Genomic DNA, 16,710 nt, shown 5'->3' on the forward strand with positions numbered 1-16,710 from the left:
GCGTGGACAGGATTTATGTGGCGTTTGACATTGAGACGACCGGGCTCGATCCTGACCGCGACGCCATTATCGAAATCGGTGCAGTCCGCTTTAAAGACCACACTCCTCTTGCTACTTGGGAAAGCCTTGTCAATCCGCAGCGCCCTATCCCTTATAAGATCACCTTATTGACTGGCATCACTCAGGAAGATGCGAACTCCGCGCCTTCTTTGACTGCGCTACTGAGTCCCCTGTGCGATTTCGTCCGTGATTACCCGGTGGTAGGTCACAACATTGGCTTTGACCTGTCCTTTCTGCGCAGGCACGGAGTCCTGACGCATAACTTGGCACTGGATACGTTTGAATTGGCGAGCATCCTCGTTCCCAAGGCATCGCGCTACAACCTCGATGTGCTTGCCTCAAAATTGGGTATCACTCTCCCCGTCCGGCATCGCGCCTTGGCTGATGCATTGGCAGCGAAGGATCTTTTTCTGGCTTTGCGCGACCTGGCGATGGAAATGGATTTCGATGCTCTGCAAGAGATCAATCGAATAGGCGTTCGTGCCGATTGGCCGCTGCGATTCTTTTTCAGTGATATTGCTCGTGAACGCGCGCGAGGAGCCTTCTCCGGAGCCAGTATCCGTCGCCAATTGGTGGCCAAAGGCGAACTCGATGATGCGGCGATGGGTCTGGTTCTTGGTGATAGGATCCGCGAGCGGCCACTGGAACCACGAGTGCCCCCGGAGCCTGTGGATGTGGAAGCGTTAGCGTCTATGCTGTCGCCGGGTGGCCTCATGGAGCGCGAATTCCCAGGCTACGAGCACCGTGAACAACAGGTGGAAATGCTGCGCCTCGTCGGGAGGGCATTCAATGAAGGCCAGCAACTTTTGGTCGAAGCGGGCACTGGCACAGGTAAATCAATCGCCTATCTAATTCCAGCCATTTACTTTGCCGTGCAGAATAACGAGCATGTGGTTATCTCCACGAATACCATCAATCTCCAAGATCAACTCTACAACAAGGATATCCCTGATCTCCAGCGCATCCTACCGTTAGATTTCAGAGCAACCCTGCTCAAAGGCCGCGGTAATTATCTTTGTCTGCGTCGTTTCGCCCTCTTTCGACGCCAGGCTACTCTCTCGCCGACCGAGATCCAAGTACTAGCCAAGGTGCTGGCTTGGCTGCCCACCACAGATACGGGGGATCGCGCTGAACTGATGCTTGTCAAAGATGAGCCTGTCGTGTGGAACCAGTTGCAGGCTGAGGCAGACCTTTGTCTAGGCGACCACTGTCCTCATCGCATCGAAGGGCGGTGCTTCTTCGCTCGCGCCCGCCGCCGTGCGGAGGCAGCGCATCTCATTATTGTCAACCACGCCCTCTTACTTTCGGATATGGTGACCGAAAACCGGGTGCTACCCGAATATCGCTACCTGATCGTGGATGAGGCCCATCATCTGGAGGACCAGGCCACAGAGCAACTCAGTTTTTCGGTAGACGAAGTTGGTCTGCGCGCCCTCCTGAGCGCCCTGAGTTCCGATGCTGGGCGGCACGGTTTTTTCGCGGAGATACCGGTGCATTTCCGGGCCAGTTCTGTCGAACCCGCGGTCCAACGTCAATTGGGTTCTCTTCTGGACCAGATGCGAGGTGAAGTGGATCGTGCCAGTACAGCCTTGACTGAACTTTTCGAGCACTTAGGTCTTTTCTTGGATGAGCAGACCGAGAAGAGCGAGGGCGAGACCTACGATCGCCAAATCCGTCTGAACAGTGCCATTCGCATCCAACCCGACTGGTCAGATGTAGAGATGCTATGGGGTAACTTGGATGTGCCACTTTCCAGACTAGAGCGAGGATTGAGCAACCTTTATGAGGGTTTCACCAGCCTGGCGGATGCAGATATACTGGATTATGATGTGCTCTTGCAGGACACCCTTTCTTACCTCCGGCGGATCACTGAGATCCGTGAATCCATGAACGCTATCCTGGCTGAGCCGGATGAGCAGGGTATTTATTGGGCCTCAATCTCGACCACGGATAATTCGATCACCCTCCACGCTGCACCGTTACATGTGGGCGAAGTATTGCGCAAGAACCTTTTTGATAAACGGCGCTGTGTGATACTCACCTCGGCTACGCTGCGCACCGGCGAAGATTTCCGCTATCTACGGGAACGTCTGTCCTTGCAGGAAGCAGAAGAGGCGGCAGTGGGCTCGCCCTTTGATTATCTTTCCTCAACTCTGCTTTATTTACCTACTGACATTCCCGAACCAGGCCAGCAGTATTACCAGAAAAAAGTCGAACAAACATTGATCGAACTCTGCCGCGCCATAGGCGGACGCACGTTGGTACTGTTCACTTCCTATGGGCAATTGAACGAGTGTTATCGGGCCATCAGCCGTCCTCTGGAGGAAGCGGGCATCGTAGTGTATGCTCAGGGCATTGATGGGTCACGCCGGCAATTACTCGATAATTTCAAATCCACGCCAAAGGCTGTGCTCTTGGGCACGCGTAGTTTCTGGGAGGGCATTGATGTAGTAGGTGAGGCCTTGAGTTGCCTGGTTATCGTGCGACTACCGTTCTCTGTGCCCACAGACCCCATTTTCGCTGCCCGCAGCGAAGGTTTCGAGGACCCATTTAGAGAATATTCCGTGCCCGAAACTGTTCTGCGTTTTCGACAAGGTTTCGGCCGGCTGATCCGCAGCCGCACCGACCGTGGCGTAGTGGTAGTGCTGGACAAGCGCTTGCAGAGTAAATCCTACGGCCCGACATTCCTCAAATCGCTCCCCGAATGCACCTTGCGTCGCGGGACGTTAGCCGAACTGCCGTCACTGGCGGCAGAGTGGATCAATAATCGCGACTTGGTGCTCCCTTCAGAAAAAATCTTCGCTGAAGAAGATGATCGGTGGATGTATTGAATGGAGTCACCTTTTGCCAATGTGCCAGGGTTGTTGCGGTATGTGGGTTTGCTCCTCAGCGGAGTGTGTCACCAGATTCCCGAGCGCACATACTTCATCGGCACTCAGCAGTTGCCTCTCTGTGCTCGCTGCACTGGGACTTATCTCAGTGCGCTTTGGACGCTTGGTGTAATGGCGGTATTAGGCCGTGCACGAGCCGCCCGGCTACCACCAGCCCGCGTTTTGGTAGCGCTCATTCTCTTTTTTCTGGTCTGGGGAATTGACGGTTTCAATTCGTATTTGAGTGCCATTGAAGGGCTGCCCCATTTCTGCACGCCGCATAACATTTTTCGCTTGGCAACAGGGATGCTAAATGGCCTCGCGCTGATGCTGATCCTTCTGCCCGTGTTTAATTTTGTTATCTGGCAGAATAGTCTTGATCGCCCAGTTGTAGATGGGTTTGGGGAATTGGTCGGTCTTATTATAGTTGTTGCGGTCGCCAATTCAGTAGTTATCTGGGCTCCGCCTGCCTTCTTCTATCCCTTGGCATTGCTGGAGGCCGTCTCGGTGCTCGTCCTGCTGGGCATGGTAAACAGCGTCCTCTTTGTCATTCTGCGGCGGCTGGAGAACACTATCTCGGGCTGGAGAGAGTTAGCCGTGCCCCTGGCTTTGGGGCTAATGGCTGCAGTGGTGGAATTGTGTGCTATTGCAGCGTTGCGGGCATGGCTGGCCAGCCTGTTGTGACCCGGTCTCGGATACCCAGGCTCTCCATTTCACATCCTTTGCTACCAAACCGAAAATACGGTATAATTTCAGTGGAAACTAGCGGTAGTTTGGAGAAGTTCTTGGGAAGGGGGTGGGTATCCGGACAGAAGTTCGTTTGGCATTGAAAGACAGAGATTCCGATTAAGGAGGCTAAAATGGACTACGGCAAATCGTTTACCTTTTTTACCGAAGATGAGCAGTGGTTAACCAAAATTTGGTCGGTGGTATCCTGACCATCATTCCCATCGTCAATTTTGTGGTGATCGGCTATGTGCTCCAACTGCTCAAGAACGTGCGCGATGGAGTGGAGCGCCCCATGCCCAATTGGGATAACTTCGGCGACTACTTTATGAAGGGCCTGATGGTGGTCATCGCTGTTATCATCTATGCAATCCCCATCATTCTTCTATCTTGCGTAAGTGGGGCTTTCAGTGCTGCCCTCGGAGGCCGTGGCCAAGAAGGGGTTCGTGGCCTGGCTGCTCTGTTTACTTCCGCAGTGGGTTGTCTATCCAGTCTGTGGGGGCTCCTTCTGGCGGTTGTTTTGCCCGCTGCTGTGGTGAAATACGCTGAGGCCGACGAGTTGAGCGCGTTCTTCCGCTTCGGCGATATCTTCTCTTTTATCACCAAAGACCTGGGCACGTACATCATCGTCATCATCCTGAGTTATCTTGCCCATTTCGTCGCTGGCTTTGGCGTTATCCTCTGCTTCGTTGGTGTTATTTTCACCGCTTTCTGGGCGTCATTGGTGCAGGGACATCTCTTGGGGCAACTGGCTCGCCAACACAAAATGGTATGATGTAGTAGAAAGCGAGGTTCCTTTCAGGCGAGGAATGTGCATCCTCGCCTGAACTTTGTATTATTAGAAGGGGGGTGTGGACATGGAACAACAACTGAAGATGGTTGCACAACTCATGGTCATTGCTGCCCGGACTGCCCCTAAGTCAGCTGGTCAGGACTTTGTGGTGACTAAGATCATAGAGGGAGAGGCCTGCCAAGAACTTGGCGAGGCGATGATCCGATTCGGGGAACGAACGGGCAAGCGCAATTTTGACCGAGATGGGAACAACGTGAAGAATTCACCCGTTGTGGTCCTCATCGGGATCAAAGATGCCAAGGCCATGGGGCTCAATTGCAGTGCCTGCGGTGCCGAGAAATGCATCAAGCCCAACACTTTTGAGGGCGAGTTTCAGGGACCGCAATGCGCTTTCCGCCTGTTAGATATGGGCATTGCTCTGGGTTCGGCAGTGAAAACCGCCTCACTACTCAATGTGGACAATCGCATCATGTACCGCGCCGGGGTAGTGGCTCGCGAGATGGGCCTGATTGACGCTGACTACGTGATGGGTATCCCGCTCTCAGCGACGGGTAAGAGCATCTATTTCGACCGTTAGACGCAAAGTTGATAGTTTTTGACAGCCTCTTTGTGTTATAAAAATTACAAAAGCAGTGAATATACGCCTGCAGTGAAGCCCGCCTGCAGGCTGTTGCTATTCCTGAGGGGGTTAGGTGAGCAGAACATCGCGCATTCCCGGCTTCTTTCGGCTCAGCATCGAGGAGCGGCTTGCGAAAGTCCGCGAATTCGCAGATCTCTCCTCAGATGAGGTGGCTCTTTTGGCCACCGGTATGGGCCTGAGCCTCGACCAAGCCGATCACATGATCGAAAACGTCATGGGGACATTTCCCCTCCCTTTGGGCATTGCGGTCAATTTCCTGATTAACGGTCGGGATGTCTTGGTGCCTATGGCGATTGAAGAGCCATCTGTGGTGGCGGGGGCCAGTTACGCCGCCCGATTGGTGCGCGAGGGAGGCGGTTTCCAAACCTCCAGTGACGAGGCCCTCATGATCGGCCAGATCCAGGTCCTGGATTTGACAGATCCTTGGGTTGCTCGCTTCCAGGTGCTTAGGGAAAAAAGTCGCATCCTGGCGTTAGCAAACCAACAGGATCCGATCATCGTCGGGCTTGGCGGTGGGGCGCGGGACCTAGAAGCGCGGGTGCTCTCTGAATCACCGGTAGGCCCCATGCTCATCCTTCACATCCTCTATGATACCCGCGACGCGATGGGTGCCAACACAGTCAATACGGCAGTGGAGGCTGTCGCACCACTGGTGGAAGAAATTACCGGTGGGCGGGTGAACCTGCGCATTCTCTCTAACTTGGCAGACCGACGCCTGGCACGCGCCAAATGCATTGTGCCGGCCAGTTCTCTGGCCCAGGAAGGTTTCAGTGGGACCGAAGTGGTGCGGGGCATCGTGGAGGCTTGGGCATTTGCCGCAACAGACCCTTATCGGGCTGCGACGCACAATAAAGGCATCATGAACGGTATAGATGCTGTGGTCGTCGCCACTGGTAATGATTGGCGGGCTGTTGAGGCCGGAGCGCACGCCTATGCTGCGCGGGGTGGACGTTATACCTCGCTCAGCCACTGGAGCGAGAATTCAGACGGAGACCTGGTAGGCACGCTGGAATTGCCTATGGCTGTGGGTATTGTCGGCGGAGCCACGAGGGTTCACCCCCTGGCTCGCCTGGCGCTCAAGATCATGGGTGTGCAGTCGGCCCGTGACCTGGCCGAGATCATCACCGCTGTGGGCCTGGCTCAAAACTTGGCGGCGCTGCGTGCTCTGGCCACAGAGGGCATACAGCGGGGGCACATGGAGTTACATGCTCGCAATGTGGCCGTCTCGGCTGGTGCTAAAGGTGATCTAATTGACAAAGTGGTGGAGCGCCTGGTCAAAGAGCGAGTCATCCGCTTGGATCGGGCCCAGGAAATCATCCAAGAACTGCAGGGACAACTATGAAGCCCTTACGCGATGTCGGAATTATCGGATACGGAGCCTACGTGCCCCGCTATCGCCTGCCTGCAGCAGAGGTGGCACGCGTGTGGGCAGGCGGTGACGGTGGGTTGCCTGTCCGAGAGAAAGCAGTGACGGGACTCGATGAGGACACGACGACCATGGCTGTCGAGGCGGCGCGAAATGCGTTGCGCCGGGCCGGTATCGCACCTTCGCAGTTGCGAGCGGTATGGGTGGGCACGGAGTCCAAGTCTTATGCGGTCAAGCCGACCTCTACGATTGTCGCCGAGGCTATCGGGGCGACACCCGAGGTGTTGGCTGCTGATTGGGAGTTCGCCTGCAAGGCTGGCACTGAGGCTATGCAGGCGGCCATAGGGTTGGTGGGCTCGGGCATGGCCGATTACGCCATGGTCATCGGCATGGACACGGCGCAGGCTCGCCCCGGCGATGCGCTCGAATACACGGCGGCAGCAGGTGGTGCGGCATATATTCTTGGTCCTAAGGAAGAAAGCCTGGCATATCTTGAGGCATCGTATTCCTACGTCTCCGACACACCAGACTTTTTCCGTAAGCCATACGATCGTTATCCGCAGCACGGGGGCCGGTTCACGGGTGAACCGGCGTATTTCAGACACATTACTGCTGCTGCTCAGGGCCTCATGGAATTGCTGGGCTACAAACCACAGGATTTCGCGGCTGCTGTCTTTCATCAGCCCAACACGAAATTCCCGCAACGAGTGGCTAAGATGCTCGGTTTCTCGGACGATCAGATCAAAACCGGGCTACTTGCGCCTGAAATTGGCAATACTTATGCTGGGTCCGCGTTGATCGGGCTGACGGCTGTGCTGGATGTCGCCGAGCCTGGACAGCGTATCCTGCTCGTATCCTTCGGTTCTGGGGCGGGGAGCGATGCTTTTTCCTGGGTGGTTACGGACGCTATCCACGCCCGACGACATTGCGCGCCACAGACTCGTGATTACATTGACCGACGCCAGGAAATAGATTACGCCGTTTACGCGCGATATCGAAGAAAGTTGCATTTGGTATGATACTGCCCTCGGGGGACGTTTCGTTGCGTGACGTCAGCATTGTTGGCATCGGACAAACGAAAGTTGCAGAGCACTGGGAGAAATCCATTCGCGATCTAGGTGTGGAAGCCATCCGAGCAGCATTACGTGACGCTGAGTTCGAGACCGCAGACGCTTTATACGTTGGCAATGCCCTGGCAGGTGAATTGGTCGGTCAAGAGCATCTGGCGGCCTTGTTGGCTGACTGGGCTGGATTGCGGGGCATCGAGGCACTCCGCGTCGAGGCGGCAGCAGCATCGGGTGCGGCGGCATTGCACATGGCCTACCTAGCGGTGGCGAGCGGCCTGCATGATATCGTCGTTGTCTGCGGCGTTGAGAAGACTACTGATGTTAGTCCAGAGGCTGTAACCGCCGCCTTGGCTAGTGGGGGGGATAGCGACCATGAAGCCCTCCATGGGGCCACCTTGGAGGCCACAAACGCTCTCATTATGCGCCGCTATATGTACGAATACCGCATCGAGCACAGCGAGTTCGCGCCGTTTGTGGTAAACGCACATCGTAACGCGTTGAACAATCCTAACGCTATGTTTCGTTTCTCGGTGACAGCGGATGCTTATGAGAGAGCGAATGTCGTGGCCGACCCGATCAATGTGCTGGACTGTGCACCCATGTCAGACGGAGCAGCAGCGCTGGTGCTTTGCCCAAGTGAGCGGGCAAAGAAGTCGAAGAGTATGCCCATCCGCATTGCTGCGTCAGCGGTGGCCACAGATCGGATTGCTCTCCACGATCGACATGATCCGTTGTTCTTGCAGGCGGCCTGGGAATCGGCAACCCGCGCCTATCATCAGGCCGGCGTTGGCCCAGAGGACATTGATTTTTTCGAGTTACATGATGGTTTCACCATTATGACTGCGCTCTCTCTGGAGGCCTGTGATTTCGCCGAGCGTGGTCAGGCCGTGCGACTCGCTCAGGAAGGTGAAATCGGGCTTACAGGACGTATACCCATTTGTACGATGGGTGGGCTGAAGGCGCGCGGTCATCCCTTGGGGGCCACGGGAGTTTATCAGGTGGTAGAGGCGGTGCTCCAGTTGCGCGGGCAGGCGGGCGATAATCAGGTGAAAGACTGCCGGCTGGCGATGACTCAGAGTTTGGGTGGCAGCGGAGCGACGGCTATCACCCATATTCTGGGGTACCTGTAACATTCATCCCCCAGTCGGGCATCCATGATTAAGGATATATCATCTGAATCTAAGTTACGGGAAAATGCCAACTTGCGGTTAAGAGATCTATAGTAGTTTGGAAGGAGGATAGGATAGACCATGGAAACACCACGTCATTGGAGATTACGGGGCCAGCGATACGGGCTCGTTGGCGAGGTTTGTGAGCACTGCGGGGCCAAGATCTTTCCTGCCCGCGATGTCTGCCCCAATTGCGAAGATATGGCGTACAAGCCCTTTCGGTTCAGTGGCCGCGGGGAGGTTTATTCCTTCTCTACAATCTATCAAGCGCCACAGGGATATGAAGAATACGCGCCTTACACAGTCGCACTGGTGAAACTCGAGGAGGGTCCTCTAGTTACTGGTCAACTGACTGACATGGAAGCCACAGATGCACACATTGGCATGCCCGTCGAAATGGTCACGCGCAAGATCCGTGAAGAAAGCGGAAACGGCGCGATTATCTACGGATACAAATTCCGCCCGGCGCTGTCATCTGTGCGGTAACCAAACCTCGCTTTCGAGCGCGGAAGGATCAGGGGGCATTGTTTTGATAGGCTCCGAGCAGGATTTCCAACAAAAACGCAATGGCAAACAGCAAGGATGCGTTGACCCAGTTGAGCGCGTGTAGGATGTGCAGCCCTATGCCCACGGTTAGAAACATGGCGAACAGGGTCGAACGGCGTATGGCGTTCCCCAAGAGCCTTTCGGTTGATGCATGGGGTCGCAGCCAGCGCCCCAAATAGAATAAGACTGGGAGGGACGAGAATAATAGCCCCAAGCAGAAAACGATCAGGACAAGTAAGACATTGAGTCCTTCTGGTGGCTGAGTGTAGGTGAAGTAAGCAATGCCAGACCAGCAAGCAAGTGCGAAGAGAACCGAGATGGCAATTTTGGGTCGGTGGGTCATGGGCATCCTCCAATGAAGGTCATGCGCTCCCGCAGATTTCACGCAACTTGACAAGGAACAGTCTTTGTGCTACAATATAAGTGAAAGTGATATACGGACTGATCTCATTCGCACTGGGTGCGAAAAGATCTAACAATTGAAAGTGGGGGTGACAGGCAAAGATTAGTGCGATGAAATCTTACATTGTGCTTGTCTCCCAACCGACGGATTACCGCCGGTTTTTCGCATTTAGTGTGATTTGACAACAGGGCTTTCTTTGTGTATATTATACTTGGAGTGGCAGGCACCTTAACAACTGGAGAGTGATAGGAAGGATAAGGCGCGTTTTGGGCCCAACGTCGAAACTCAGTGGCTTCGGCCACTTAGTTCCTACGGAGGGTTTGATCCTGGCTCAGGATGAACGCTGGCGGCGTGCCTAATACATGCAAGTCGAACGAACCGACGCTTGGTGAAAGCTCGACGGAAGTGGGGAAAGCGAGAAATCGCTGGAACCACCGAGGTTGAGTGGAAGCCATTAGTTGGTTAGTGGCGGACGGGTGAGTAACACGTGGGTGACCTGCCCCGAAGTGGGGAATAACTGCTCGAAAGGGCAGCTAATTCCGCATGTGATCCGGCATTCGGTTGTCGGATGAAAGGCCTCGGCCGCTTCGGGAGGGGCCCGCGGCCGATTAGCTAGTTGGTAGGGTAATGGCCTACCAAGGCGATGATCGGTAGCTGGTCTGAGAGGACGATCAGCCACACTGGCACTGAGACACGGGCCAGACTCCTACGGGAGGCAGCAGTAAGGAATATTGCGCAATGGGCGAAAGCCTGACGCAGCAACGCCGCGTGGGTGACGAAGGCCTTCGGGTCGTAAAACCCTTTTCTGGAGGACGAGGAAGGACGGTACTCCAGGAATCAGTCTCGGCTAACTACGTGCCAGCAGCCGCGGTAAAACGTAGGAGGCAAGCGTTATCCGGAATTACTGGGCGTAAAGCGCGTGCAGGCGGGTCCGCAAGTCGGGCGTGAAAGCTCCTGGCTCAACTGGGAGAGGCCGTCCGATACTGCGAGCCTAGAGGACAGGAGAGGGAAGTGGAATTCCCGGTGTAGTGGTGGAATACGTAGATATCGGGAGGAACACCAGTGGCGAAGGCGGCTTCCTGGCCTGTTCCTGACGCTGAGACGCGAAAGCGTGGGGAGCGAACGGGATTAGATACCCCGGTAGTCCACGCCGTAAACGATGGATACTAGGTGTTGGTGGTATTGACCCCACCAGTGCCGTAGCTAACGCGTTAAGTATCCCGCCTGGGGACTACGGCCGCAAGGCTAAAACTCAAAGGAATTGACGGGGGCCCGCACAAGCAGCGGAGCGTGTGGTTTAATTCGATGCAACACGAAGAACCTTACCTGGGCTTGACATGTACGTGGTAGGGATCCGAAAGGTGACCGACCCCTCGGGGAGCGTACACAGGTGCTGCATGGCTGTCGTCAGCTCGTGCCGTGAGGTGTTGGGTTAAGTCCCGCAACGAGCGCAACCCTCGTCGCTAGTTGTACTTCTCTAGCGAGACTGCCGGGATTATACCCGGAGGAAGGTGGGGATGACGTCAAGTCAGCATGGTCCTTATGTCCAGGGCTACACACACGCTACAATGGCCGGTACAATGGGTTGCCAAGCCGCGAGGCGGAGCTAATCCCCTAAAGCCGGTCTCAGTTCGGATTGGAGGCTGCAACTCGCCTCCATGAAGTCGGAGTTGCTAGTAACCGCCGGTCAGCCATACGGCGGTGAATACGTACCCGGGCCTTGTACACACCGCCCGTCACGTCATGGGAGCTGGCAACACCTGAAGCCGGTGGGCTAACCGCAAGGAGGCAGCCGTCGAGGGTGGGGCCGGTGACTGGGACGAAGTCGTAACAAGGTAGCCGTAGCGGAAGCTGCGGCTGGATCACCTCCTTTCTAGGGAGACCCCTGGCGATGGGTTTCGCAACCGCATGGCCAGAACTCCTAGGTCAATCACCTCACCGAAGTGAGGTGCCTGTGAATAACCCGAAACGATGCCCCCTTCCTGTCACTCTTCAGAGGTTGAGGTGCTTTGCTCTTAACAATTCCATACCGCTGGCCAACGGCGTGCCCACCGTATTGACGCACTCGATGGGTTAACGAAGGGAGGAATTATCATGAAATACAAGGCGCTGCGATTGACTGCCACCATTTTCAAAGCCCTTGCCGTCCTTATCGTCATCTTGGGCTTGGGTTTTGGGTGTTTCTTGACCCTGGCTTATGCGGGAATTGTGGGTAGTGGTATATTCGAGCAATACGGTGGCTATGAAATGGGTGCCGGGATCGGCGCGATGGTTGTTATGTGGGTTGCCATCATCTTTTATGTTGGCATCATCGCCCTATCACTCTTTGTGTACGCCGAAATGATCCATCTGGCTATGGATGTAGAAGAAAACACCCGTTTGACCGCCGAGGCGGTTCGCCGTTTGGCCGCTGGGAGGAACTGAGTTCGTTCTCGGTTTTGCGTCTTCGCATAAACCTGCACTAGGTGGGCGATGTATAAACTAGGTCCTGTGTTTAATTATCTTCTTATCTACTCCCCAGTGATCATAGTCTTGTTTATCGGCACCGTGGTTAGCACGCTGGTATACCAGGCGAACCCGAGTCGACCACGAGCTATTGGCATAGCCGGATTCGCCATATCAATCTTGGTGAGAGTTGTGGCTGCTATAGGGATGGGCCTGCTACCCCAATTGGGCTTTTTTGTAAGCCCTCTTGCACTTCGAGGTTTCTATTTTACTATTGAGATCTGCATAGCGGTAAGCTTGGCTTGTATTATTTATGCCTACTGGAAGTTGTCACGTGGTTAAGCAACTTTTACTCATAGATTACGAGAGGTGTCGGCAATGAAAGCGGGAATGGTTTTAGGCCTGTTCGCTTCTGTAATCATACTGACCACTTTGGTCACCCCAGTGAAAGCTGAACTTCTTTTACCTACTGGCTACTGTTTACCACACTACGAGTGCAGAGAGTGGCGATGGGTTCAATGGGGTTGTGACTGTGACGGGAACCCATGCTATTTCTGGTATAGAGAATGGGCCAAGAAGTACTATATTGACCGTAACTGCAATGAGACACTCGTTGGTTCCTGCACATATAAGGGGTGCATTCACGATTGGACTATGTGCTGCCCACCCCCCAAACCCCCTGCAAGAGGGGAAGAACTCCGAAAATATACATGTGCTTTGATGTCAACGTCTAATGAATTCGCCCTGTGGAGACTCTCACGAATTCAGGCTGCCAATGATGAGGTGTCGAGATGAAATTGGTGCAACGATTGATCTGGCCCCCTATTTACCATATTGGCTATATTGACATTAATGACAGTGGTGGCTACAATCGCACATAGCGAACAGCCATCCCCGGCTAGCCTTTGCCAGCCCCACTATGAAGTTCGCTGCAGTGCGTGGGATTGTGACTGTTGCGGCCCCCCTTGGATATGCTGTCGCCAATGCTTCAGGGAGTGCAGGAAGTACTACGTCGATCGCAATTGCTTCGAACATCTAGTGGATATCTGGCCGGAAACGAAAACAGAATGGAGTTGGGCTTGCTGCTTTTAAACACCCAAATCTGGATCTAATTGTTTGTGGAGAAATAGTGGCTGCGGCAACATTGTAACTTGTAAGCTTTGTGTGGGCCATTAGCTCAGTCGGCTAGAGCATCCCTCTGATAAGGGGAAGGTCTCTGGTTCAAGTCCAGAATGGCCCACTTGTCGGTGTCAGGGGATGTAGCTCAGTTGGGAGAGCGCCTCCCTTGCACGGAGGAGGCCAGGGGTTCGAATCCCCTCATCTCCACTTGACAAACCAACAGGGATGTGCTATAATAAAAATACGGGAGGGAGAAGAGACGAACTGTAGACCCGAGGAGAAGGAACCGGATACTTGAACGCTGGTCATATTCCCGAGCCGAAACGGCTTGGCGATATGCCAGGCCGTTTTGTGTGTCTATAGAGATTGGGCGTTTGCGAATTGAGGGTCAGGGAACCTGGCCAGCAATGGCTAGCGACCAATCGCTAGGTTGGAGAAAGATCCAACAGAGTTAGCACCTTAAAAACTGAACAGGATGCGAGTTTCAATTCCGCCGCATCACGTGAATTAAGCTACTAAGGGCACACGGCGGATGCCTTGGCGCCAAGAGCCGATGAAGGGCGTGGTTGACTGCGATAAGCCTCGGGGAGCCGTCAGCAGGCGCTATATCCGAGGATTCCCGAATGGGGTAACCCACCTGGGCCATACCCAGGTACCCCCAACTGAACACATAGGTTGGGTGGAGGGAACGAGGGGAACTGAAACATCTCAGTACCCTCAGGAAAAGAGAGCATTCCCCGAGTAGTGGCGAGCGAAAGGGGAGTAGCCCAAACTCACCCCGCGTATAGGTTGCAGCCGTTGCGTGGTGGGGGTTGTAAGGCGCGGCGGGGCTGCTGCAACAGCCCAGAGAAGTTACAAAACCATTCCTGAGTCGAAAGGTTCAGGAAAGGCCTACCGTAGAGGGTGATAGTCCCGTAGGCGAAAGGAATGGACTTCTGCCGCTGACCTTGAGTACCGCGGGGCACGCTAATCCTGCGGGAAGCAGGGAGGCCCACCTCCCAAGGCTAAATACTCTTGGCGACCGATAGTGAACCAGTACCGTGAGGGAAAGGTGAAAAGAACCGGGGTGACCGGAGTGAAATAGAACCTGAAACCGTGTGCTTACAAACAGTGGGAGGGCTATGCCGCCTAGTGCGGAACGCCTGACCGCGTGCCTTTTGGAGAATGATCCGGCGAGTTAATCCGTGTGGCAAGGTTAAGGGGGTGACACCCGGAGCCGCAGCGAAAGCGAGTCTGAACAGGGCGCTCAGTCGCATGGATTAGACCCGAAACCGGGTGAGCTACCTATGGACAGGGTGAAGCGAAGGTAAAACTTCGTGGAGGCCCGAACCTACCAATGTTGCAAAATTGGGGGATGAGCCGTGGGTAGGGGTGATATGCCAAACGAACCCGGAGATAGCTGGTTCTCCCCGAAATAGCTTTAGGGCTAGCCTCAGGGGTTCAGTAGCGGAGGTAGAGCACTGAATTGGCTAGGGGGCGTAGAGCTTACCAAACCAAATCAAACTCCGAATGCCGCTACTTCATACCCTGGGAGTCGGACGGTGGGAGATGATTTTCATCGTCGAGAGGGAAACAGCCCAGACCGCCGGCTAAGGTCCCGGAATCCAGGCTAAGTGTTAAAGGATGTGGGGTTACTCAGACAGCCAGGAGGTTGGCTTAGAAGCAGCCACCCTTTAAAGAGTGCGTAATAGCTCACTGGTCGAGTGGTCCTGCGCCGACAATATATCGGGGCTCAAGCCTGGTACCGAAGCCGCGGGTCTCGACCTCGAGTCGAGACGGTAGGGGAGCGTTCTGTACTCGCTGAGAAGCCAGACCGTGAGGACTGGTGGAGCGTACAGAAGTGCGAATGCCGGAATGAGTAGCGTAAAACACGTGAGAACCGTGTTCGCCGTAAGTCTAAGGTTTCCTACGCAAGGTTTTTCCGCGTAGGGTTAGTCGGGCCTAAGCCGAGGCCGACAGGCGTAGGCGATGGACAACGGGTCAACATTCCCGTACCACCTCGGAGGAGCTAAGGGGGGACGCAGGGTGGTAGGTCAGCCTCTTATTGGATTGAGGTGCTAAGCCTGTAGGGAGATGAAGGGGGTTGGTAAATCCGCTCCCAGATCCTGAGGGGTGATGGCGGTGCTTCAAGCCAGAAGTGACTGAGCCACACTGCCGAGAAAAACCTCTATGCGTTGAGTCCGGGGTGCCCGTACCGCAAACCGACACTGGTAGACGGGTAGAGTATACCAAGGCGATCGGGAGAACCCTCGCTAAGGAACTAGGCAAAATGACTCCGTAACTTCGGGAGAAGGAGTGCCCCGTTAGGGTGAAGCAAATCTTGCGGAGCCCGAGGGGGTCGCAGAGAAATGGCCCTGCCGACTGGTTAACAAAACCACAGGTCTCTGCCAAAGCGTAAGCTGACGTATAGGGGCTGACGCCTGCCCAGTGCCGGAAGGTTAAAGGGAAGGGTTAGCCGCAAGGCGAAGCTCTGAACTGAAGCCCCGGTGAACGGCGGCCGTAACTATAACGGTCCTAAGGTAGCGAAATTCCTCGTCGGGTAAGTTCCGACCCGCACGAACGGCGTAACGAGTGGGGCGCTGTCTCAGCGAGGGACCCGGCGAAATTGAAATAGGCGTGAAGATGCGTCTTACCCGCAGCAGGACAAAAAGACCCCGTGGAGCTTTACTGCATCTTGGTATTGAGTTGGGATTTGGTCTGTGTAGGATAGCTGGGAGACTGTGAAACTGGGGCGCCAGCCTCGGTGGAGTCGCCCTTGAAATACCAGCCTGATCAAGTTTCGACCCTAACTCGTGACCGTGACCCGGCACGAGGACAGTGCCAGGTGGGCAGTTTGACTGGGGCGGTCGCCTCCGAAAGGGTAACGGAGGCGCCCAAAGGTTCCCTCAGGCTGAATGGAAACCAGCCAGAGAGTGCAAAGGCATAAGGGAGCTTGACTGCAAGACCTACAAGTCGAGCAGAGACGAAAGTCGGGCTTAGTGATCCCACGGTACCGGGTGGAAGGGCCGTGGCTTACCGGATAAAAGCTACCCCGGGGATAACAGGGTAGTCTTGCCCAAGAGTTCACATCGACGGCAAGGTTCGCCACCTCGATGTCGGCTCGTCACATCCTGGGGCTGGACAAGGTCCCAAGGGTTCGGCTGTTCTCCGATTAAAGTGGCACGCGAGCTGGGTTCAGACCGTCGTGAGACAGGTCGGTCTCTATCCGCTGCGGGCGTAGGTGACTTGAGAGGAGCTGCTCCCAGTACGAGAGGACCGGAGTGGACAGACCGCTGGTGTGCCGGTTGTACCGCCAGGTGCATCGCCGGGTAGCCATGTCTGGCAAGGATAACCGCTGAATGCATCTAAGTGGGAAGCCTGCCTCAAGATTAGGTCACCCATCTCCTCGTGAGAGTAAGACCCCTGGCAGACCACCAGGTTGATAGGCGGCACGTGTAAGCACCGCAAGGTGTTCAGCTAAGCCGTACTAATGGTCGAGGGCTTAATTCCATCATCTGTGAAGCGGG

10 protein-coding genes, 2 tRNA genes and 2 rRNA genes are annotated in these 16,710 nt (G+C 55.0%); 13 read left to right on the forward strand and 1 reads right to left on the reverse strand.

Annotation, left to right across the window (positions count from 1 at the left end):
• Nucleotides 1–2: 2 nt before the first annotated feature.
• The 8 genes from H5T64_06385 (at nt 3) to H5T64_06420 (ending at nt 9,177) form a co-directional block, all read left to right on the forward strand.
• Nucleotides 3–2,891, forward strand: a complete 2,889-nt coding sequence (locus H5T64_06385; protein MBC7263976.1) for a DEAD/DEAH box helicase family protein — start codon at nt 3–5, stop codon at nt 2,889–2,891.
• On the forward strand, nt 2,892–3,614 hold the full coding sequence (locus tag H5T64_06390; GenBank protein ID MBC7263977.1) for a DUF2085 domain-containing protein: 723 nt from the start codon (nt 2,892–2,894) through the stop codon (nt 3,612–3,614).
• Nucleotides 3,615–3,834: 220 nt separating this feature from the next.
• Entirely contained in the window at nt 3,835–4,431 is a 597-nt protein-coding gene (locus H5T64_06395) for a DUF4013 domain-containing protein (protein MBC7263978.1), read from the forward strand.
• 82 nt (nt 4,432–4,513) lie between these two features.
• Nucleotides 4,514–5,026 (forward strand): hypothetical protein, encoded by a 513-nt coding sequence (locus H5T64_06400; GenBank protein ID MBC7263979.1) that lies wholly within the window; start codon nt 4,514–4,516, stop codon nt 5,024–5,026.
• A 115-nt stretch (nt 5,027–5,141) separates the two neighbouring features.
• Nucleotides 5,142–6,431: a hydroxymethylglutaryl-CoA reductase, degradative gene (locus H5T64_06405; GenBank protein ID MBC7263980.1), complete on the forward strand. Its 1,290-nt coding sequence runs from the start codon at nt 5,142–5,144 to the stop codon at nt 6,429–6,431.
• On the forward strand, nt 6,428–7,474 hold the full coding sequence (locus H5T64_06410; GenBank protein MBC7263981.1) for a hydroxymethylglutaryl-CoA synthase: 1,047 nt from the start codon (nt 6,428–6,430) through the stop codon (nt 7,472–7,474). The genes H5T64_06405 and H5T64_06410 overlap by 4 nt, the downstream gene beginning before the upstream one ends.
• Nucleotides 7,475–7,497: 23 nt before the next feature.
• Nucleotides 7,498–8,652, forward strand: coding sequence for a thiolase domain-containing protein (locus tag H5T64_06415; protein ID MBC7263982.1), 1,155 nt, complete (start codon nt 7,498–7,500; stop codon nt 8,650–8,652).
• A gap of 120 nt (nt 8,653–8,772) precedes the next feature.
• Nucleotides 8,773–9,177: a Zn-ribbon domain-containing OB-fold protein gene (locus H5T64_06420; protein MBC7263983.1), complete on the forward strand. Its 405-nt coding sequence runs from the start codon at nt 8,773–8,775 to the stop codon at nt 9,175–9,177.
• A 28-nt stretch (nt 9,178–9,205) separates the two neighbouring features.
• Here H5T64_06420 and H5T64_06425 read toward each other — a convergent pair whose 3' ends face one another.
• Complete coding sequence (locus H5T64_06425) at nt 9,206–9,580, reverse strand: hypothetical protein (GenBank protein MBC7263984.1); 375 nt, start codon at nt 9,578–9,580, stop codon at nt 9,206–9,208.
• 370 nt (nt 9,581–9,950) lie between these two features.
• Here H5T64_06425 and H5T64_06430 point away from each other — a divergent pair.
• The 5 genes from H5T64_06430 to H5T64_06450 all read left to right on the forward strand — a co-directional run bounded on the left by H5T64_06430 (nt 9,951) and on the right by H5T64_06450 (nt 16,693).
• Nucleotides 9,951–11,516: ribosomal RNA gene (locus H5T64_06430) — 16S ribosomal RNA — on the forward strand.
• Between the two features lie 218 nt (nt 11,517–11,734).
• Nucleotides 11,735–12,064 carry a hypothetical protein gene (locus H5T64_06435; protein MBC7263985.1) on the forward strand — a complete coding sequence of 110 codons (330 nt, stop codon included), beginning with the start codon at nt 11,735–11,737 and terminating at the stop codon, nt 12,062–12,064.
• A gap of 1,187 nt (nt 12,065–13,251) precedes the next feature.
• Nucleotides 13,252–13,325, forward strand: a tRNA-Ile gene (locus tag H5T64_06440).
• Between the two features lie 13 nt (nt 13,326–13,338).
• Nucleotides 13,339–13,411: transfer RNA gene (locus H5T64_06445), tRNA-Ala, on the forward strand.
• 298 nt (nt 13,412–13,709) lie between these two features.
• Nucleotides 13,710–16,693, forward strand: a 23S ribosomal RNA gene (locus tag H5T64_06450).
• Nucleotides 16,694–16,710: the final 17 nt, after the last annotated feature.

This window comes from Chloroflexota bacterium, assembly GCA_014360825.1.
Lineage (GTDB): Bacteria > Chloroflexota > Anaerolineae > UBA2200 > JACIWT01 > JACIWT01.